General features: G+C 68.6%; 17 protein-coding genes. 5 read left to right on the top strand and 12 right to left on the bottom strand.

Annotation, left to right across the window (positions count from 1 at the left end):
* Positions 1-10: 10 nt before the first annotated feature.
* The 10 genes from flgJ to QN245_RS10670 form a co-directional block, all read right to left on the bottom strand.
* Positions 11-1,219 (bottom strand): flagellar assembly peptidoglycan hydrolase FlgJ, encoded by a 1,209-nt coding sequence (gene flgJ, locus QN245_RS10715; protein ID WP_160967507.1) that lies wholly within the window; start codon positions 1,217-1,219, stop codon positions 11-13.
* Between the two features lies 1 nt (position 1,220).
* Positions 1,221-2,339: a flagellar basal body P-ring protein FlgI gene (locus QN245_RS10710; RefSeq protein WP_160967505.1), complete on the bottom strand. Its 1,119-nt coding sequence runs from the start codon at positions 2,337-2,339 to the stop codon at positions 1,221-1,223.
* Between the two features lie 8 nt (positions 2,340-2,347).
* Complete coding sequence (gene flgH, locus QN245_RS10705) at positions 2,348-3,049, bottom strand: flagellar basal body L-ring protein FlgH (protein WP_160947189.1); 702 nt, start codon at positions 3,047-3,049, stop codon at positions 2,348-2,350.
* 23 nt (positions 3,050-3,072) lie between these two features.
* Positions 3,073-3,858, bottom strand: coding sequence for a flagellar basal-body rod protein FlgG (flgG, locus tag QN245_RS10700; RefSeq protein ID WP_160967501.1), 786 nt, complete (start codon positions 3,856-3,858; stop codon positions 3,073-3,075).
* A 102-nt stretch (positions 3,859-3,960) separates the two neighbouring features.
* Positions 3,961-4,716, bottom strand: a complete 756-nt coding sequence (locus tag QN245_RS10695; RefSeq protein ID WP_160967499.1) for a flagellar basal body rod protein FlgF — start codon at positions 4,714-4,716, stop codon at positions 3,961-3,963.
* A 148-nt stretch (positions 4,717-4,864) separates the two neighbouring features.
* Positions 4,865-6,088 (bottom strand): flagellar hook protein FlgE, encoded by a 1,224-nt coding sequence (flgE, locus tag QN245_RS10690; protein WP_160967497.1) that lies wholly within the window; start codon positions 6,086-6,088, stop codon positions 4,865-4,867.
* A gap of 30 nt (positions 6,089-6,118) precedes the next feature.
* Complete coding sequence (locus QN245_RS10685) at positions 6,119-6,796, bottom strand: flagellar hook capping FlgD N-terminal domain-containing protein (RefSeq protein WP_317843146.1); 678 nt, start codon at positions 6,794-6,796, stop codon at positions 6,119-6,121.
* 41 nt (positions 6,797-6,837) lie between these two features.
* Positions 6,838-7,245 carry a flagellar basal body rod protein FlgC gene (gene flgC, locus QN245_RS10680; protein WP_160967493.1) on the bottom strand — a complete coding sequence of 136 codons (408 nt, stop codon included), beginning with the start codon at positions 7,243-7,245 and terminating at the stop codon, positions 6,838-6,840.
* A 2-nt stretch (positions 7,246-7,247) separates the two neighbouring features.
* Positions 7,248-7,646: a flagellar basal body rod protein FlgB gene (gene flgB, locus QN245_RS10675; protein WP_160967491.1), complete on the bottom strand. Its 399-nt coding sequence runs from the start codon at positions 7,644-7,646 to the stop codon at positions 7,248-7,250.
* Between the two features lie 159 nt (positions 7,647-7,805).
* Positions 7,806-8,753 (bottom strand): chemotaxis protein, encoded by a 948-nt coding sequence (locus QN245_RS10670; RefSeq protein WP_160967489.1) that lies wholly within the window; start codon positions 8,751-8,753, stop codon positions 7,806-7,808.
* A 113-nt stretch (positions 8,754-8,866) separates the two neighbouring features.
* Here QN245_RS10670 and flgA point away from each other — a divergent pair, with 113 nt between their 5' ends.
* The 4 genes from flgA (at position 8,867) to QN245_RS10650 (ending at position 11,538) form a co-directional block, all read left to right on the top strand.
* On the top strand, positions 8,867-9,511 hold the full coding sequence (gene flgA / locus QN245_RS10665) for a flagellar basal body P-ring formation chaperone FlgA (RefSeq protein ID WP_317845351.1): 645 nt from the start codon (positions 8,867-8,869) through the stop codon (positions 9,509-9,511).
* 66 nt (positions 9,512-9,577) lie between these two features.
* Positions 9,578-9,895, top strand: a complete 318-nt coding sequence (flgM, locus tag QN245_RS10660; protein ID WP_160967582.1) for a flagellar biosynthesis anti-sigma factor FlgM — start codon at positions 9,578-9,580, stop codon at positions 9,893-9,895.
* A 2-nt stretch (positions 9,896-9,897) separates the two neighbouring features.
* A complete protein-coding gene (locus QN245_RS10655; RefSeq protein WP_167087820.1) occupies positions 9,898-10,236 on the top strand; it encodes a flagellar protein FlgN in 339 nt (112 codons plus the stop codon).
* A gap of 84 nt (positions 10,237-10,320) precedes the next feature.
* Entirely contained in the window at positions 10,321-11,538 is a 1,218-nt protein-coding gene (locus QN245_RS10650; RefSeq protein ID WP_160967483.1) for an ATP-binding protein, read from the top strand.
* Positions 11,539-11,679: 141 nt separating this feature from the next.
* Here QN245_RS10650 and QN245_RS10645 read toward each other — a convergent pair whose 3' ends face one another.
* Positions 11,680-13,404: an EAL domain-containing protein gene (locus QN245_RS10645; protein ID WP_160960862.1), complete on the bottom strand. Its 1,725-nt coding sequence runs from the start codon at positions 13,402-13,404 to the stop codon at positions 11,680-11,682.
* A gap of 4 nt (positions 13,405-13,408) precedes the next feature.
* A complete protein-coding gene (locus QN245_RS10640) occupies positions 13,409-15,511 on the bottom strand; it encodes a PAS domain-containing sensor histidine kinase (RefSeq protein ID WP_255421628.1) in 2,103 nt (700 codons plus the stop codon).
* 163 nt (positions 15,512-15,674) lie between these two features.
* Here QN245_RS10640 and QN245_RS10635 point away from each other — a divergent pair, with 163 nt between their 5' ends.
* Entirely contained in the window at positions 15,675-18,464 is a 2,790-nt protein-coding gene (locus tag QN245_RS10635; RefSeq protein ID WP_160967481.1) for a sensor domain-containing protein, read from the top strand.
* Positions 18,465-18,807 lie beyond the last annotated feature (343 nt).

The following is an 18,807-nucleotide window of genomic DNA, read 5'->3' as shown; positions in this document are numbered from 1 at the left end:
GGCGGCTACCTCAGCGGCGCACAAGGCCGGACGAATCGACGGTGCTGGCCAGCACGCGCTCGATGCCGCCGGCGGCGGCGCTGCCGATCGCGGCGACCGCGCGACCGATGGTCGGGCCGCCGGCGATGGCGGCGATCTTGGCCGCATAGGCCGGATCGGTGGCGTAGCCGGCGCGCTGCAGGCCCTGGGCGAAGCCGCGGATGTCGGTACCGGCCTTCAGCGCCTGCTGATAGCGCGGATTGGTCTTCAGCAGGCGCACGTAGTCGGCGAAGCTCTCCGCCGGCGAGGAATAGGCACGGAAATCGGCGGTCTGCGACTGCTTGACCCCGTCCACGTACTCGTGGGTGCCGGTGGTCACGCGGTCGCCGTTCCAGCCGGTGGCCTTGATCCCGAACAGGTTGTTGGAACTGGCACCGTCGCCGCGGGAAATGCCGCGGCGGCCCCAGCCGGTTTCCAGCGCGGCCTGCGCGACCAGGGCGCGCGCGTCCACGCCCAGTTCCTGCGCGGCCTTCTGCGCATGGTTCCAGATCTTGGCGACGAAGCCTTCCGGGGTGCGCTCGCCGAGGCTGGCCGCGGCGGCATTGGCCGCGGCGGCGGCGCTGGGATCGATGGCGTTGCCGCTGTCGGCGGTGGCCTGCACGTTCGACCAGCGGTCGTCGGCGCCGGCCCAGGACATCCCGGCGCTGCCGTCGGCCGGGCTGCTGCCGATGGCCTGGTGCATCGCGCTGCTCTCGCGGCCGGCAATCATGTCCAGCACCTGCTGCTGCGGCGAGGCGGTCGCCTCGGCGCCGCTCCACGGGCCAACGCCGGCGCCGGCCGTGGCACCGGCGGCAAGCGCGGCGTCGCCCTGCAGCGGCATCGGGCCGTTGCCGGACTGGCCGGACACCAGCGAATAGGCCTTGGCCGCCTTGGCCGCGTCCAGCGAGGTATTGGTGGGCGTGGCCGCGGCCGACTGCCCGCCGCCCAACTGCTTGGAGATCATCGCGGCCAGGCCCAGCCCCTTGCCGTCGGTCAGGCCCTTGGCCAGTTGTTGGTCGTACATGTCGCGGAAGGTCTGGTTCTCGCCCGGGAACAGCGAGTTGCCGAAGCTTGCGTCGCGCATGCTCTTGACCAGCATGTTGGCGAACTGCCCTTCGAGCTGGCGCGAGACCTTCTCGATCTTGGCCGGATCGTTTTGGGTAGAGGCGTGCAGGTCGAAGGGAGCGGCCGAGATACGCATGTCAGATCACCTCCAGCTCCGCGCTCAGGGCACCAGCCTGCTTGAGCGCTTCCAGAATCGCGATCAGGTCGCCAGGTGCGGCGCCGACCTCGTTGACCGCCCGGACGATCTGATCCAGCGAGGTGCCGCCCTCGAACTTGAACATGCGGCTGCCTTCGTTGGTGGCGGTGATGGTGGACTTGGGCGTGGCCACGGTCTGGCCGCCGCTCAGGGCATTGGGCTGACTGACCTGGGTGCCTTCGCTGATGGTCACCGTCAGCGAGCCGTGCGAGATCGCCGCCGGACTGACCCGCACCTGCGAACCGATCACCACCGTGCCGGTGCGGGCATTGACCACCACCTTGGCCGCCGCCGCGCCCGGCGACAGCTCGACGTTCTCGATGCGTGCCAGCAGACCGATCCGCGCGCTCTGGTCGGTGGGCGAACGCACCGCCACGGTGGAGCCGTCCACCGCGTGCGCGCTGCCCGGGCCGAAGGTGCTTTCCAGCGCGGAGACCATGCGCGAGACGGTGGTGAAATCGGGCTGATGCAGGTTCAGGGTGATCTCGCCGGTGTTGCCGAACACGTCCGGCAGCGCACGTTCCACCGTCGCGCCGTTGGGAATCAGGCCGACGCTGGGCACGTTCACCGAGATCCGCGAACCGTCCTTGCCCTGCGCGCCGAAACCGCCGACCACCAGGTTGCCCTGCGCGACCGCGTAGACCTGACCGTCGGCGCCCTTCAGCGGCGCCATCAGCAAGGTACCGCCGCGCAGCGAGATGGCATTGCCGATCGAGGAGACGGTGATGTCGATGGTCTGGCCCGGCTTGGCGAATGCCGGCAGCTGCGCGCTGATCGCCACCGCGGCCACGTTCTTCAACTGCGGGTTGACGTTCGACGGCACGTTGACGCCCAGTTCGCCGAGCATGTTCTTCAGGCTCTGCACGGTGAAGGGCGCCTGGCTGGTGCGGTCGCCGCTGCCGTCCAGGCCGACCACCAGACCGTAGCCGACCAGCGCGTTGTTGCGCACGCCGCCGACCTGGGCCAGGTCCTTGATGCGTTCGGCCGCGGCCGGCGCGGCCAGGCCCGCGCACAGGGCGACGGCGGCGAGCAGGCGACAGGGCAGGGACAGGAGATTCATGGCGGGCCTCAGTACGGCGAGATGCGCGAGTTGAAGAAGCGGCTCAGCCAGCCCATTGCGTTGGACTGCGCGACCGCGCCGCGGCCGCCGTAGGCGATGCGCGCTTCGGCCACCTTGCTGGAGGGAATGGTGTTGTCCGGGGCGATGTCGGCGGCGCGGACCACGCCCTGCACCTGCACCAGTTCGTCGCCCTGGTTCAGCCGCAGGTTCTTCTGGCCCTGGATCACCAGGTTGCCGTTGGGCAGGCGCTGCATCACGGTCACGGTGATGCTGCCCTGCATGGTGTTGCTCTGTGCGGTGTTGCCCTTGCCGGCGAAGCTGCGGTCGCCGCTGGTGGAGTTGTTGAGGATGTTGGTGCCGTTGACGGTGAGCGGCGCGCCGAGCAGGGTCGGCGTGGCCATGGTCACCGCATCCTTCTTGCTGATGCTGGTGTTGGCGGTGCTGCTGGCGTTGGTGCTTTCGACCAGGGTGATGGTCAGCAGGTCGCCGACGTCGCGGGCGCGACGGTCCGAATACAGCTGCAGGCCGGGGCCGGCGGCGTAGATCGCGCCGGCCGTGGGCTGCGCCTGCGGCGCCATCACCGGCGTGATCGGCGCCATCGGCGCGTACGGACGCACGTCGCCGGCGGCCACGCCCAGACCGGCGCAACCGCCAAGCAGGACCGGCAGCAGCAGCGCGGCGGAGAAGGAGAGAGAGGACAGGCGCGACATGGCGGATTCCGGAGGCGAGGGGATCAGACGTTGTTGTTCAGATAGCCGAGCATGGAGTCGGTGGTGGAGATGGCCTTGGCGTTCATTTCGTAGGCGCGCTGGGTTTCGATCATGCTCACCAGCTCTTCCACCACGTTGACGTTGCTGCCTTCCAGCGCACCCTGCGCGATGTTGCCGAGGCCGTTGAGGCCGGGCGTGCCGTTCGTGGCCGGGCCGGAGGCGGCGGTTTCCACGTACAGGTTCTGGCCCTTGGCCTGCAGGCCCGAGGGATTGATGAAGTCGGTCAGGGTCAGCGAGCCGACCTGCAGCGCGGCGGCGGTGCCGGCGACCTGCACGCTGACCGTGCCGTCGTTGCCGATGGTCACCGACTGCGCGCCTTCCGGGATCTGGATACCCGGCTGGATTGCGTAGCCGCTGTTGGTGACCAATTGGCCCTGCGCATCGATCTGGAAGCTGCCGTCGCGGGTGTAGGCCGTGGTGCCGTCCGGCATCTGCACTTCGAAGAAGCCGCGGCCGTTGACCATCACGTCCAGGGCGCGGCCGGTCTGCTGCTGGCTGCCCTGCTCGAAATCCTTGGCGGTGGCGACCACGCGCACGCCGGTACCGATCTGCAGGCCCGAGGGCAACTGCGTCTGCGAGGAACTGGCGCCGCCGGGCTGCCGCACCTGCTGGTACAGCAGGTCCTCGAAGTTGGCGCGGTCGCGCTTGAAACCGGTGGTGTTGGTGTTGGCCAGGTTGTTGGACACGACCGACATGCGCGTCTGCTGCGCATCCAGTCCGGTCTTGGCGACCCACAAAGCCTGATTCATGACCCGAGTTCCTCTGATGGTGGCCCCGGCACGACGCGCCGGGGGCGCAGGGAGTGATGCACGTGCCGTGCCAAACCGGCACCTGAGGCGCCGCGGCGTGCCTTAGCCGTTCAGACGCAGCAGGGTGTTGGCCGACTGCGCGTTCTCGTCGCCGTTCTTGATGACCTTGACCTGCATTTCGAACTGGCGCTGCAACTGGATCATCTGCACCAGCGCGCCGGCGGCATCGACGTTGCTGCCTTCGAGCATGCCGGTGCGCAGCGAGTTGCCGGTGGCCGGCGCGAAGGCCTTGGCCGGATCGTCGCTGACGTTGCGCATCAGGCCGTCGGGACGGCGGCTGAGCTGGTCCGGCGGCGCCTGTACCACCTTCAGCGTGGCGATGGTGCTCATCGCGGTGGGGGCTTCGCCCAGCGGCACGATCGACACCGTGCCGTCGTTGCCGATTTCCAGCGACTGGTGCGGCGGAATCGAGACCGGGTTGCCCTGGTCGTCGAGCACCGCATGGCCGCTGGCGGTGACCAGCTGGCCGTTCGGGGTCAGCGCCAATTCGCCGCCGCGCGTGTACGCCTCCTTGCCGTCGGACGACTGCACCGCCAGCCAGCGATCGGCATCCAGCGACACATCCAGCGGATTACCGGTCGTGTGCTGGGCGCCGACGTCGCGGTTGAAGCCCTGGTCGATGTGCAGCGCATCGATACGCGACGGATAACCGGCGCCAGGAATCCGATACGCCTCGGTGTTGGCCAACGCCGCCTTGAACCCGGAGGTCTCGACATTGGCCAGGTTGTGCGACACGGTGGCCTGCGCCTGCAGCGAGGCGCGGGCGCCGGTCATGGCGACGTAGAGGGCTTTGTCCATGGGTGTGGGCCGTGATTCGGGAGAAGGGATTCGGGATTCGAAGAAGCGGAAGTACCGCAGACGATCGGAAGTGGTGGCTCAAGCTGGCGCCCGGTCGACGGGACGCCAGCGGTGACGAATCACCAATCCCGAATCACCAATCCCGGCCTTAACGCATATTGATGATCGTCTGCGTGACCTGATCCTGGGTCGAGATCACCTGCGAGTTGGCCTGGAAGTTGCGCTGGGCCACGATCATGTTGACCAGCTGCTCGGTCAGGTCGACGGTCGAGGATTCCAGCGCGCCGGACTGCACGCTGCCGAAGTCCGAGGTCGCCGGTGAGCCGGTCCGGGCCAGGCCCGAGGCCGAGCTTTCCGCCCAGGCGTTGTCGCCGAGCGAACTCAGGCCCTGCGGATTGACGAAGTTGGTCACCGCGATCTGGCCCAGCGCCTTGTCGGCGTTGTTGGAGTAGCGCGCGTAGACGATGCCTTTCTCGTCGATGCTGATCGAGTTGAGCTTGCCGCTGGCGTAGCCGTCCTGGGTCGAACCGCGCAGGGCGAAGGCCTCGCCGTACTGGGTCGACCCGAACACATTCAGGTTCAGCGACAGGGTGCCGGCACCGGTGCTGGGGGTGAAGGTGCCCAGCGCGATCTTGCCGTCAGGCGGGCTGACCAGCGCGCCGCTGTTGGAGAACTGCAGCGTGCTGGCACCGCCGGCGGCGACGCCGTCCACGTAGTTGTAGACGGTCCACTGGTTGGGCGTGGAGGTCTTGACGAAGTACGAGGTCTGCACGTGGGCCACGCCCAGCGAGTCGTACACCGTGGTGCCGCCGCTGGAGTTGTTGTAGCTGTTGGCGTCGTTCGGATCGAACGTGGCCACCGTCGGCGGCTGGGTGTTGCCGGGCAGGGTGAAGGTCAGGTTGACCGTACTGGTCTGCTTGGGCGGGCTGTCGGTGGTCAGCAGCTGCAGGTCGGTCAGGGTGCCGGCGGCGAAGCCGTTGCCGTTGCTGGCCGGCGGGAACACCTGCAGGCGGCCGCCCTGCGGATTGACCACGTAGCCGTTGGCGTCGGTCTGGAAGTTGCCGGCACGCGAGTACACGCGGGCACCGTTGTTGGACAGGGTGAAGAAGCCGGAACCGGAGATGGCCAGGTCCAGGCTGCGCCCGGTCGGATCGATGGTGCCCTGCGAGAACTGCTGGGCGACGTTGCTGACGCGCACGCCCGAACCCACCGCGTTGCGCGCCAGGCCGTAGCCGTTGAGCGTGAACTGGTCGGCGAACTCGGCGCGCGAGCCCTTGAAGCCGGTGGTGTTGGCGTTGGCGATGTTGTTGGCGGTGACGTTGAGGTCGGTATTGGCCGCCCTGAGGCCTGACAGCGATGTATTGAAACCCATGGTGGACTCCTGTGGATGGTCGGCGTGGCGTTAGCTGACGCGGAGAACGTTGGTCAGCGGCGTGGTGCCGAGCCCGGTCAGGTCGAGATAGATGCCGTCCGATCCGATGATGGCGCTCTCGACCGGCGCCTGGACGTAGGTGGACAGGGAGAGCTGGTTGCCCTTGGCGTCGGTCTGCCCAGCAGTGATGCTGTAGCTGCCGGCCGGCATGCGCTTGCCGCTGGCGTCGGTGCCGTCCCAGGCGAAATCGAGCTGGCCGGCCTTGTCGGCGGTCAGGCTGATCTTCTTGATCGGCTGGCCGTTGGCATCGCTGACGGTGACGTCGACCACGCCTGCGTCCTTGGCCGCCACCAGGCCGCCGGTGCTGCCTTCGGCGCCCAGCGGCAGCGAGGCCGACGGCACCAGCACCTTGTGGCCGATCAGGTTGGCGCCGCGCAATACCTGGTCGGTGCTCATCGACGAGGACAGCGCGGTCACGGTCTTGTTGAGGTCGCCGATGCCCTGCACGGTGGACAGCTGCGCCATCTGCGCGACCATCTGGCTGTTGTCCATCGGCTTGAGCGGATCCTGGTGCTGCAGCTGTTCGGTCATCAGCTTCAGGAAGTCGGCCTGCTGCAGCGCCTTGCCGCTGGTGGTGCTGGTATTGCTCGAGGCGCTCAGGCCAAGATTGGAATAGGTGGTGTCGGTGGAACTGGTGACGCTGGTCATGGAGGCGGTCCTGGAACGTGAGACGGCGGAAGGAGGGCGGCTCAGCGGCCCATGGTCAGAGTGGCCAGCGCCAGTTCCTTGGCAGTGTTGAGAACCTCCACGCCGGCCTGGTAATTGCGCGAGGCGGAGATCAGGTTGACCATCTGCGAGACCGGGTCCACATCGGGCGAATAGATGTAGCCCTCGGAATCGGCGAGCGGATGGCCGGGTTCGTAGCGCTTGATCGGCGGCGCGTTGGTCTGGGCGATTTCCTTGACGTTGACCGAGGTCAGGCTGCTGTCGTGCGGATTGCGCACCGCCTGGAAGATCGGCTCGATCGGCTTGTAGGCCGCCTCCGCCGAACCGGCCACCGAATCGGCGTTGGACAGGTTGCTGGCGATGGTGCTCATGCGCACCGACTGCGCCTTGAGCGCGGAGCCGGCGACGTCGAAGATCGGCAGGTTGCTCATGCTTATTGGCCCGTGATCGCGGTGAGCATGTTGCGCACCTTGGATTCAATGAAGCTCAGCGAGGCGCGGTACTCCAGCGCGGCCCGGCCGTAGGCGGCGCGTTCGGCATCCGGATCGACGGTGTTGCCGTCCAGGCTGGGCTGGCTGGCGAAGCGGGTGACCTGGAACGGGTTCAGGCCGTCGCCGCCGACGGCGATGTGGCGGCTGTCGTCGACCGCGAGCTGGGTGCCCTCGCGCTGTCCCTGTGCGGCACGCATCGCCGCGTCGAAATCCAGGTCCTGGGCCTTGTACCCGGGCGTGTCGACGTTGCTGAGGTTGCTAGCGATCAGCTTCATGCGCTGCTCGCGCAGCGGCAGGGCGTCGCCATGGACGCCGAAGTAGGCTGTGATCGGATTGGACATGGCACGATCCCGCGGTTCGTTGCCGAAACCACAGGCAAGGCGCGTGCCAAAGTCGGGCGCCGGGCCCGTGCGATCAGGGTTCGGCCGCGGGACGCCGGAAGCGTCCGCTGTCTTTAATATGCCGTCAGGCAGGCCGCGCGGCGGGGCGCGGCGCCCGGGTCAGGCCGCCTGCGCGGCCGCGGCGACGACCCGCAGCCGGGTGAGCACGTACTCGGCCAACTCGTTGGGACTGTACTTGGCCACGAAGGCGTTGGCGCCCACGCGCTCGACCATCGCGTTGTTGAACACGCCCGACAGCGAGGTGTGCAACAGCACGTACAGGCCGGCCAGGCCTGGATGGCGGCGGATTTCCGTCGTCAGCGTATAGCCGTCCATCGCCGGCATCTCGATGTCCGAGATCACCATGGCGTAGCGCTCGGCCGGGTTCTCGCCGGCCGCATGGATCTGCAAGAGATGGTCCAGGGCCTGGCGACCGTCCGAGAGCAGGGTCGCAGCGACCCCGAGCTGGTCCAGCACGCTGCGGATCTGCTGCCGCGCCACCCGCGAGTCGTCCACCACCAGTACCTGCAACTGCGGGCCGGTGAGGGCCAGCGAAGGATCAAGGTTGGCCTCGACCCGGGTCTGGGCGATGTCGGCCAGCACGCTCTCCACGTCGATCACCTGGATCAGCTCGCCCTGGAAGCGGGTCACCGCGGTCAGGTAGCTGGATTCGGCGCCCAGTTCCGGCGGCGGATGGATGTCCTCCACCGCGATGTTGACGATGCGCTCCACGCCGCTGACCAGGAAGCCCTGGACCGACCGATTGAACTCGGTCACCACCAGATAGGCTGGCGCGGTATCCGCGTTCGGCTCGCGCTCCGGGTGGCCGATGGCCAGGCCCAGGTCGAGCACCGGTACCGAGCGCCCGCGCACGTCGGCGACGCCGGAGAATTGCAGTGGCAGCCCGGGCACCTGGAACAACTCCGGCCGGCGCAGCACTTCCTGCACCTTGAAGACGTTCACGCCAAAAAGCTGACGACCGCCCAGCCGGAACAGCAGCAGGGCAAGCCGGTTGTGGCCCGCCAAGCGGGTGCGCTGGTCGATTCGGTTGAGAAGGTCATGACTCATGGCGTTCATATCGGCGCCTGCGCGGCGGAACTTGAGGGCGCGGTGCGGATCGGGCGTGCGGTTTGCGGCACGGCCTTTGCATGGTGTCGGCGACCTTTCCCACAGAGACGGCCATGCGCCCGATCCTATTGCTGGTCCTGCTGGCGGCGACGCCGGCCTGGGCCGCGGACTTCCAGTCGGTGGACTCGATCCGTGCCGCGGCGCTGTCCCTGGCCGGGGCCGACGCCGACGCCGAGGCGACCCTGGACCCGTCGGTGCGGGTGCCGCTGTGCCCGGTGCCGTTGCAGGCCCAGCCGACCGGCACCACGACCGTTGAGGTGAGCTGCCCGCGCGAGACCGGCTGGCGGCTGTTCGTGCCGGTCAAGGTGCGGCGCATGCAGCACGTGCTGGTGCTTGCGCGCGGCCTGTCCGCTGGAGAAACCATCGGCGCGGCCGATATCGTTCCCGAGAAGCGCGACGCGGCGCGCATCGTCGGCGCCGCGATGACCGAGCCGGAGATGGCGATCGGCCAGGTGGCGCGGCGCACCCTGCCGGCCGGCACCTTGTTGTCCACCACCGACCTGGTCGCGCCGCGGCTGGTCCGGCGCGGCGACAATGTGGCGCTCGTGGCACGCAGCGGCGGTCTGGAAGTGCGGATGGCCGGGCGCGCATTGGGCGATGCGGGCGAAAACGAGCGGGTGACCGTCGAAAACCTGTCGTCCCGGCGTATCGTTCAGGGAACTGTGTCACAAAATGGCGACGTTTTAGTGACGCGCTAAGAATCCGGCTAAAGTTCTCCGACGCTGTGCCGTTACCTACACCGAACCCGTAACAGGATGTCCGTCATGACCCAGAAAATTGAAGGGAATTTGCCGAGCCCGGCCACCCTTCGCACGTCGTCCGTCTCGACCAAGGCCGCCTCCGGCGCGTCCGAGGAAGGCAAGGACCGTGCGGTCGGTGCGGCCGCTGCAACCGATAGCCTGCGCCTGACCGGCGAGGCCTCCGGCCTGCAGACCCTACAACGCCAACTGTCGGCCGCTCCGGCGGTGGACAGCAGCCGCGTCGATGCGGTGCGCAGTGCGCTGCAGAACGGCAGCTACAAGATCAACCCCGACGCGATCGCCAGCCGCATGATCGATATGGATCGGCAACTCGGCGCATGAACATGTCCGTGACCAACCTCCTGCAGCAGCTCAGCGACGCGCTCGCCGGCGAGCGCCAGGCCTTGTTGGATCACAACGTGGAAGGCCTCATGCAGGCGACCAGCGCCAAGCTGGCGGCACTGCGCGCACTGGAGGCCGATGTGCCCGCCGGCGCCGAGGCCGAGTTGCGCCTGCGCGAGCTGGCCGACGCCAACCGCGCCAACGGCGCGCTGCTGTCGCGGCGACGACGCGAGGTCAACTGGGCATTGCGCCACCTCGGCCGCAGCGAGAGCGCGTCGTCCTACGACGCCAACGGCCAGTCCAGCACGCCGCTCTCCCAGCGTCCCCTGGCAGTCGCGTAAGCCGCAGCGCGTCCCAACGCGGGTCGCGCATCCGCCGGCGCCAACGGCGTATATTGGGCATCCATCGATCGCCCGCGGCCTGTCGTGAATTTCGCCGAAATCAATCCCAACCAACCGCTTGTCCTGCCCTCGCGCGAGCACCTGCTCGCGCTGAGCGAACTGTTGTACGAAGGCGTGGTGCTGTTCCGTGCCGACGGGCAACTGCTGCTGGCCAACAGCGCCGCGCGCCGCCATCTTTCCGGCACCGACGCCGGCCTGGCTGCGCACCTGGCGCAGTGGCTGCCGAGCGATGCGCTGTCGCAGGCGCGCAGCAGCGGCCGTTGGAGCGGGAGCCTGCCGACCGAACACCACGTGGTGCTGGCGCATCTGTACTTCCATGCCGATGCGGACGGCGGCCATTACCTGATGCTGATCCAGGGCATCGAAGGCCAGCAGGACTACGAACAGGAACTGCAGCAGCGCCATGCCGAGCTGCGCCAGGCCTACCTGCGCCTCAACGGCGCTCAGGAAAAGCTGCTGCAGTCGGAGAAGATGGCCTCGATCGGCCAGCTCGCCGCCGGCGTCGCCCACGAGATCAACAATCCGATCGGCTATGTCCACTCCAATCTGGGCAGCCTGCAGGAGTATCTGCGCAGCCTGTTCACCCTGATCGAGGCCTACGAGCGCGCCCTGCGCGCGCCCGATCCGAAGGCGCTGATCCCGGAGATCGACGACATCCGCAACCGCTTCGACATCGACTTCATCAGCCGCGACCTGCCGCAGCTGATGGCCGAGTCGCGCGAAGGCATCGAGCGGGTCACCCGCATCGTCCGCGACCTCAAGGACTTCTCCTATTCCGGCCGCGAGGAGTCGTGGAAGCTGGTGGACCTGCACTCGGGTCTGGAATCCACCATCAACATCATCTGGAACGAGCTCAAGTACAAGGTCACCCTGGAGCGCCACTACGGCAACCTGCCGCTGGTGGAGTGCCTGCCGTCCGAGCTCAACCAGGTGTACATGAACCTGCTGCTCAATGCCGGCCAGGCGATCGGCGAGCGCGGCACCATCGTGGTCAGCACCGGCCAGGACGGCGAAGAGGTGTGGATCGAGTTCAAGGACTCCGGCGCCGGCATTCCGGCGGACCTGCTGCAGCGCATCTTCGACCCGTTCTTCACCACCAAGCCGGTCGGCAGCGGCACCGGCCTGGGCCTGTCGATCTCCTACGGCATCATCAACAAGCACCACGGCCGCATCGATGTCAGCAGCACCGTGGGCGACGGCTCGACGTTCCGGATCGTGATTCCGGTGCGGCAGCCGAAGTAGCTGAGAGGCTGGGATTCGGGAGTGGGGATTCGGGATTGGCAAAAGCGCTTTTGCGTTTGCTGTTCCCATCCGCGCGTGTCAATGAAATGCCGACACCGCGCTTTTACGAATCCCCAATCCCCAATGCCCAATCCCCGCCCCTCAGGGCCCCGCATCCCGCCGCTGTTCGTCGTGCGTGCGGAAGGCCTGGCGGATGTGTTCGCGCAGTTCGTCGTCGTTCCACGGCTTGGTCAGGAAGCGGTAGATCGCGCCACGGTTGATCGCGTCGGTGACGGTGGCCAGGTCGGTGTAGCCGGACAGGACCAGGCGGATGGTGTCCGGGTAGAGCATCTTCACCCGGCCCAGGAACTCGGTGCCGCTCATGTCGGACATGCGCTGGTCGGACAGGATCACTTGCACGTCGTTGGTGGCGAGCAGGTCGAAGGCGTCGCGGACGTTGCCGGCGGCGAGGATGCGGTAGCCATCGCGGCGGAACAGCCGTACAAGCGAGCGCAGCACGTTCTCCTCATCGTCGAGCAGTAGCAGGGTGCGGTCCGGGCGGGTTTCGGTGAACGATTCCGGGCGCAGGTAGCGCCGGCGCAGCGCCATACCCGCGGCTTCGGCGGACATCGGTTCGCCGAACAGGTAGCCCTGGAAGATGTCGCAGTCGTTGCGGCGCAGGAAACCCAGCTGCGCCTGCGATTCGACGCCGTTGGCGATCACCACCATGCCCAGCTGGTGGCCCATGGCGATGATCGCGCGGGCGATCGCCGCCTCGCGGTTGCCGGCCGGTGCGCTCTTGATGAAGCTGCGGTCGATCTTCAGCTTGTCCACCGGGTAGCGCACCAGCGCGCTGAGGCTGGAGTCGCCGGTGCCGAAGTTGTCCAGGCTCAGGCTGATGCCTTCGCGGCACAGGTTGGCCAGGGTCTCGTGGACGAAGTTGACGTTGTTGGTCAGCGCGCTTTCGTTGATCTCCAGCACCATCATCTGCGGCGGCACCCCGGCCGCCTGCAGCGCCGACATCACTTCGTTGAAGAAGGTCGGGCGCAGCAGCTGCAGGGTGGAGACGTTGACCGCGATGGTGAAGTCGTCGAAGCCCTGGTCGCGCCATAGCCGCGCCTGGCGCAATGCGCCCTCCATCACCCAGGTGCCGATCTGCACGATCACGCCCAGGCGCTCGGCGGTGCGCATGAAGCGCTCCGGCACTAGGATGCCCAGGGTCGGCGACTGCCAGCGCAGCAGCGATTCCATGCCGACCACGCGTCCGTCGCGGGCGCTGACCATCGGTTGGTAGCGCAGGCGCAGCTCGCCGTTGGGAATGGCGTCGACGATCTGCCGCGAGATGATGCTCTCGCTGTGCGCGCTGGGCGGGCCGTCGGCGGCATACAGGCGCACCAGGTTGCCGCCTTCGCGCGCGGCCTGGTAGACCGCGTCCTCGGCGAAGTCGAGCAGGGTCGACAGGCGCGTGGAATGCTCCGGGCACAGGCTCACGCCGATCTTGCCGGTCATGAACAGGGTGTACGGCAGCACCGACAGCGGCAGCTCGATCTGCTGCCGGATCTCCTCGGCGAAGGCTTCCGGTGGGGGCACGTCGGCGGTGCGCGGCACCGCCATCACCAGTTCGTCGCTGCCGTGGCGCCACAGCAGGCCGCGGCCGCGCAAGTGCGCCTGCAGCCGGTGCGCCAGCAGCGCCAGCGCCTGGTCGCCGACCTCCGGGCTCATGTTCTCGTTGATCGAGGCGAAGTGGTCGATGTCGATGTGCAGCAGCATCACCCCCGGCCCACCGGCCAAGGCCTCGGCGATCATGCCGGTCAGGGCGGGATGGCCCGCACCCAGGCGCGACGGCAGTTCGTCGTCCACGGGTACGGCGCTGGCGGGATTCCACATCGGCTCAGGTTCCAGGCGGGGGCGACGGCGCTGCCGCGGTGGTGTAGGGCAGGCACAGCGAGACCCGGGTTCCAGCGCCGGGCGCGGTGTCGATCTGCAGGGTACCGCCGGCGCTCTGCGCGCGCTCGCGCATCACGATCAGGCCCAGGCCGCGCGGGCCGGCCGGATCGAAACCGTCGCCATCGTCGACCACTTCCAGGCGCAGGCGCTGGCGTTCCTCGTCGCCGAGGGTCATCCGCACTTCGCCGGCGCTGGCGTGGCGCAGCACGTTGGTCAGGCTTTCCTGGGCGATGCGGAAACAGGCCTGTTCGACCTCGCCGCTGGGGCGCTCGGGCAGGGCGGCGATGTCCAGGTGCAGGCGCACCGGCGAGGCGCGGAACAGCATGCCGGCCTGCCAGCGCAGCGCCGCTTCCAGGCCCAGCGCGTCCAGTTGCGGCGGCCGCAGCAGGGTGGAGAGGTTGCGCAGCTTGGTGATGCTGCTGTCGGCCAGGTTCACGATCTCGCTCAGGTCCTCGCGCCGGCGCTCGGCGTCGGTCTCGTCCAATGCGGCGTGCGCGGACAGCTTCATCGCGGTGATCGCCTGGCCGATGTCGTCGTGCAGGTCGCGCGAGATCGCGCGGCGCTCGTCTTCCTGCAGCGAGAACAGGCGCCGCGCCATCGCCTGCAGCTCGCGGTTGCTCTGCGCCAGCGCATCGCGCATGCGCTCCGGTTCGCTGAGGTCGCGCACGATCAACAGCTTGCAGTCGCGGCCGCTGTAGCGGACGTTGCCGAACGACAGCCCGGCGTGGAACAGCGAGCCGTCGCGGCGGCACATGCGCGCGGTGGCACCGCGTTCGCCCTTGGCGCCGGCCGCGCCCATCCGCTGCCGCACGAGCGGCAGATCGGCGCTGTCGACCAGGCCCTGCAGCGGCTCGCCGAGCAGGTTCTCGCCCTCGAAGCCGAACTGTCCGGCACAGGCGGCGTTGGCGTACAGCACGTGTTCCTGGTGCAGGATCGCCACCCCGTCCGGCAGCACCCGCACCAGTTCCCGGAACTGCTCCTCGCGCTCGTGCAGCAGGCGCCGCGAGCGCTCGTGCTCGGTCACGTCCTGCAGGGTGCCGTGCACGCAGGCGCTGCCCTCGTCGTCGCTGGACGATTCGGCGCGCAGGTGCAGCATGCGCGCCTGGCCGTCGGCGGCCAGCACCGGCAGCAGCATGTCCAGTTGCAACGGCGCGCTGCCGCACAGGTCCTCGATCACCCGCTGGATACGCGCCTGCGACGGCACGTCGGGCGGCACCAGCAGCTCTTCCAGGCGGTGCTGGCGCGGCTGTTCCGGCACGCGCCGGCCGAGCATGCGGTAGACCTGCTCGGAATAGCTGCCCAGGCCGCTGGCCCGGTCCAGTTGCCACGAGCCCAACCGCGCGATCGACTGCGCCTCCTGCAGATGCTGCAGGGCCTGGTCGCGGCGGCGCTGCGCGTCGTACTCGGCGCTGCGGTCGCTGATCACCACCAGCCGCGCCTGCCGGCCGTGGTAGTCCAGGCTGGTGCTGCGCGCCTCGGCCATGCACTGGCTGCCGTCGCGCAGGCGCAGCGGCTCGGCCACCACGCAGGTTTTGGACGGCGTCTGCCGGATCGTCTCGATCACCTCGGCCAGGCGGGCGCTGGCACTGGGCGGCCACAGCCGGGCCAGCTCCAAGCCGACGAACTCGTCGTGCGACCAGCCGAAGAAGGCGACCGCCGCCGGGTTCACGTCGAGGATGCGCAGGCCTTCCAGGTCGTAGACCAGCATCGGGCTGGGATTGGCGTGGAACATCTGCCGGTAGCCGGCCTCCGACAGCGCCAGCCGGGTGTGCGCCTGCACCGCGGCGCGCACCAGCGGGCGCAGCAGGTAATAGAGGGCAACCGCGGTCAGCGCCAGGAACAGGGCGTCGTTGACCAGCTGAAGAGCGACCAACGTGCCGCGATCGTCTACGAAGTGCACCAGAACCAGGTCGCTGCCGATCGACAGCGCCAGCCCCAGCAGCACGTACAGCAACACCACGCGCCAGATGCCGCGGTCCAGGCGTTGCGCCAAGCGCATGCCGGAGGTCGCCTGGGTGGGCAAGGCACTGTCGCGTTGTGGTTGCATGCCCCGGCAGCCTGCTGCGGTGATCCGTGTCCGGCGGACATCTTAGCCGCTGACGGCCGCCGCGGCCCATCGCCGGGCAGTGTCGGCGCTCAATTAATGCCAGCGGATGCCGTTATCACCTTCGACCGCTGGCCTTCAGGGCGGCGAAACGGAGTATCTCGGCGTGGATCAAGGCGTCATCGCAAGCTTGCTGCAGCACCCGCTCACCTCGGCGCTCGTCCTGCTGGACGCCGATGGCAGGCCGCTGGCGGCGAACCGGGCAGCGCAGGCACTGGAGTTGCCGCGCACCGTGGAGGCGTACGCCGAGCTGCTGCGTGCGGCCCGCGAGCGCCTGCTTGGCGGCGAGACCATGCTGGCCTGCGCCTTGCCCGGCACCGCCGGGCGGCGCCTGGACGGCTGGCTGCGTGCGGTCCGCGACGACAGCGGCGGCCTGCTGGCCTACACCCTCAGCGTGCCCGAACCGGTCGGCAGCGACGGCGCCACCCGTTGGGAAATCGCCCTGGACAGCGCCGAGCACGGCCTGTGGGACTGGGACATCCCCAGCGACACCATTTTCCGCTCCGAACGCTGGAAACGCATGCTCGGCTACGGCGGCGATGCCCCGGCCGATGGCCTGAACGCGCTGCTGCCGCTGGTCCACAGCGACGACCAGGAGCGCCTGCGCCAGGCGATCCGCGCGCATTTCGAGGGCAGCACCGAAACCTACATGTGCGAGTTCCGCCTGCGCCGGCAGGACGGGCAGTGGCACTGGATCCTGGACCGCGGCCGGATCGTCGCGCGCACCGCCGACGGCAGCCCGCTGCGCATGATCGGCACGCACACCGACATCCACGAGCAGAAGCTGCTCGAGCAGCGCCTGCGCGACCAGCAGACCCTGCTGCGCGAGGCGCAGCGCATGACCCGCATGGGCAGCTGGTCCTGGGATCCGCTGAATGACCGGGTGTGGTGCTCGCGCGAGTTCCTGCGCGTCACCGGCCTGGACGAACAGCAGACGCCGAGCAGCCGCGGCTGGCTGCGCCTGCTCAGCCGCGATTCGATGGCGCAGCTGATCTCGATCTGGCGGCGCATGGCGCGCGAGGCCAAACCGGCCAATTTCGAGGTGGAGCTGTTGCGCGGCAGCGAGTCGCCGCTGCACCTGCGGGTGTGGGCGCAGCCGCAGGTGGAGGCCGACGGCCGCGTCCAGCGCGTGCTGGGCCAGGTGCAGAACATCACCGAGCAGCGCCAGACCGACGCGCTGATCCGCTGGCGCACCGAACTGCTCAACCGGGTCTCGGCGCTGGGCAAGATCGGCGGCTGCGAGATCGAGGTCGGCACCCGGCGCATGCAGTGGACCGAGGAGTGCTATCGCATCCATGGCCTGCGCAAGGAGGCCATCGATCTGGATCACGCGTTGGCCCTGTACACCCAGGACTCGCGCGATGCGTTCGAGTCGGCACTGGCGCGCATCGCCGAGGGCGGCCTGCCGGAGCAACTGGACCTGTGCTTCCACCGCCCGTCCGGGCAGCGCATCTGGGTGCAGGTGCTGATCGAACTGGACGAGCGCGACGGTCTGCCGCCGCGCTTCGTGGTGCTGTTCCGCGACATCACCCGTGAACGCGAGGCCAGCGAGCGCATCGAGCTGCTGGCCCACTACGACCTGCTCACCGGCCTGCCGAACCGGCAGCTGCTGCGCGAACAGGCCGAGAAGGCGATGCACGATTCGGTGGAGCGCGGCACCACGCTGGCGATGCTGTTCGTCGACCTGGACGGCTTCAAGAGCATCAACGATTCCTTCGGCCACGCCACCGGCGACGCACTGCTGAAGCTGGCGGCCACCCGCATGCATCAGCAACTGCGCACCAGCGACCTGTTCGGCCGCTTCAGCGGCGACGAATTCGTGGTGGTGCTGCGCGACCTGGCCGAGCCCGGCGACGCCGGGCACGTGGCGCGCAAGCTGATCGCGGCGCTGGCCGAACCGCTGCACAGCGGCGAGAACGTGATCAAGATCGGCGCCAGCATCGGCATCGCGCTGATGGAGGAGGGGCGCCAGGACTTCGACGGCCTGCTGCGCGCGGCCGATGCGGCGATGTACGCGGCCAAGGAGTCCGGACGCAACACCTGCCACTACTACAGCCAGGACGTGCTGCTGCGTGCGCAGCGGCGCCTGGAGATCGAGCACGCCCTGCACGGCGCGCTGGACCGCGAGGAGTTCTCGCTGGTGTACCAGCCGCTGGTGCATGCGGCGGGCGAGCGGGCCCCGGCGGTCGAAGCGCTGCTGCGCTGGCATCGCCCCGGCCATGGCCACTGCAATCCGGCCGAGTTCATTCCGATCGCCGAGGAGTGCGGCGAGATCGTACGCCTGGGCGACTGGGTGATCGGCGAGGCCTGCCGCCAGGCCGCGGCCTGGGATGCGGCGGGGCTGAGCTTCGACCGCGTCTCGGTGAACGTCTCGGCGATGCAGTTGCGCGACCGCGGCTTCGCCGAGCGGGTGATCGAGCTGTGCCAGCGCAACGGCTGGTCGCCGAAGCGGCTGGAGCTGGAGCTGACCGAGTCGGCGCTGATCCGCGACAGCGAATCGCTGCGCCGCTGCTTCGAACTGTTCGAACAGGAAGGCGTGCTGCTGGCGGTGGACGATTTCGGTACCGGCTTCTCCAACCTGCATTACCTCAACCGCTTCCCGGTGCAGCGCCTGAAGATCGACCGCAGCTTCGTGCAGGACATGCTGCACGACACTGGCACTGCCAAGGTCACCCAGGCGATCGTGCAGCTCGGCCACGCGCTGGGCATGCAGGTGGTGGCCGAGGGCGTGGAAACCGTGCAGGAAGAGGCGCTGCTGCGCGAGCAGGGCTGCGACGAGATCCAGGGCTATCTGCACTCGCGGCCGCTGCCGCCGCGCGAACTGGCGGCCTGGTTGCGCGCGCGCCAGCAGGTGGCGCCGGCGACGCATCCGCGGCTGGTGCTGGCTGCGCAGTGAATGCGGGGCGCCGCCTGCGCCGCGCGGACTTGCGGCGCCGCAGCAGCTGGCTATACTGCGCGCGCCCATCGTTTCCCGGCCAGAGGCCACCTTCCTTGGACAGTCATCCTAGACCGACGCTGCAGCGACAGAGCTGACAGGACCGCCACGGTCTGGGTCGTCCCAGATGGGTCCCGTCCGCTCAGGACGGGATCGTTCGCCAGCCCCTCGCGGCGCTGGCCTTGATTCCGATAGTGCGCAAGCCCGATCCGCGAGGACTCCGAGCGTAGCCCCTGGCGTTTCCCGTCGTCGGAGCCGCCCATGCGCCTGTCATCGCCCTCGTCCCTGATTCGTTCGTCGCTGC

The organism is Xanthomonas rydalmerensis, from assembly GCF_033170385.1.
In the GTDB taxonomy this organism is placed as follows: Bacteria; Pseudomonadota; Gammaproteobacteria; order Xanthomonadales; family Xanthomonadaceae; genus Xanthomonas_A; species Xanthomonas_A rydalmerensis.
This window is presented reverse-complemented; position numbering and strand designations above follow the sequence as displayed.

Bases quoted from the DNA above. Each gene is read 5' to 3' on its own strand.
- QN245_RS10640 (WP_255421628.1), bottom strand. From the start codon at position 15,511: ATGCAACCACAACGCGACAGTGCCTTGCCCACCCAGGCGACCTCCGGC.
- QN245_RS10710 (WP_160967505.1), bottom strand. From the start codon at position 2,339: ATGAATCTCCTGTCCCTGCCCTGTCGCCTGCTCGCCGCCGTCGCCCTG.
- QN245_RS10695 (WP_160967499.1), bottom strand. From the start codon at position 4,716: ATGGACAAAGCCCTCTACGTCGCCATGACCGGCGCCCGCGCCTCGCTG.
- flgM (WP_160967582.1), top strand. From the start codon at position 9,578: ATGACCCAGAAAATTGAAGGGAATTTGCCGAGCCCGGCCACCCTTCGC.
- QN245_RS10685 (WP_317843146.1), bottom strand. From the start codon at position 6,796: ATGACCAGCGTCACCAGTTCCACCGACACCACCTATTCCAATCTTGGC.
- flgE (WP_160967497.1), bottom strand. From the start codon at position 6,088: ATGGGTTTCAATACATCGCTGTCAGGCCTCAGGGCGGCCAATACCGAC.
- QN245_RS10670 (WP_160967489.1), bottom strand. From the start codon at position 8,753: ATGAGTCATGACCTTCTCAACCGAATCGACCAGCGCACCCGCTTGGCG.
- QN245_RS10655 (WP_167087820.1), top strand. From the start codon at position 9,898: ATGTCCGTGACCAACCTCCTGCAGCAGCTCAGCGACGCGCTCGCCGGC.
- QN245_RS10645 (WP_160960862.1), bottom strand. From the start codon at position 13,404: ATGTGGAATCCCGCCAGCGCCGTACCCGTGGACGACGAACTGCCGTCG.
- flgG (WP_160967501.1), bottom strand. From the start codon at position 3,858: ATGAATCAGGCTTTGTGGGTCGCCAAGACCGGACTGGATGCGCAGCAG.
- flgB (WP_160967491.1), bottom strand. From the start codon at position 7,646: ATGTCCAATCCGATCACAGCCTACTTCGGCGTCCATGGCGACGCCCTG.
- flgJ (WP_160967507.1), bottom strand. From the start codon at position 1,219: ATGCGTATCTCGGCCGCTCCCTTCGACCTGCACGCCTCTACCCAAAAC.
- flgH (WP_160947189.1), bottom strand. From the start codon at position 3,049: ATGTCGCGCCTGTCCTCTCTCTCCTTCTCCGCCGCGCTGCTGCTGCCG.
- flgA (WP_317845351.1), top strand. From the start codon at position 8,867: ATGCGCCCGATCCTATTGCTGGTCCTGCTGGCGGCGACGCCGGCCTGG.
- flgC (WP_160967493.1), bottom strand. From the start codon at position 7,245: ATGAGCAACCTGCCGATCTTCGACGTCGCCGGCTCCGCGCTCAAGGCG.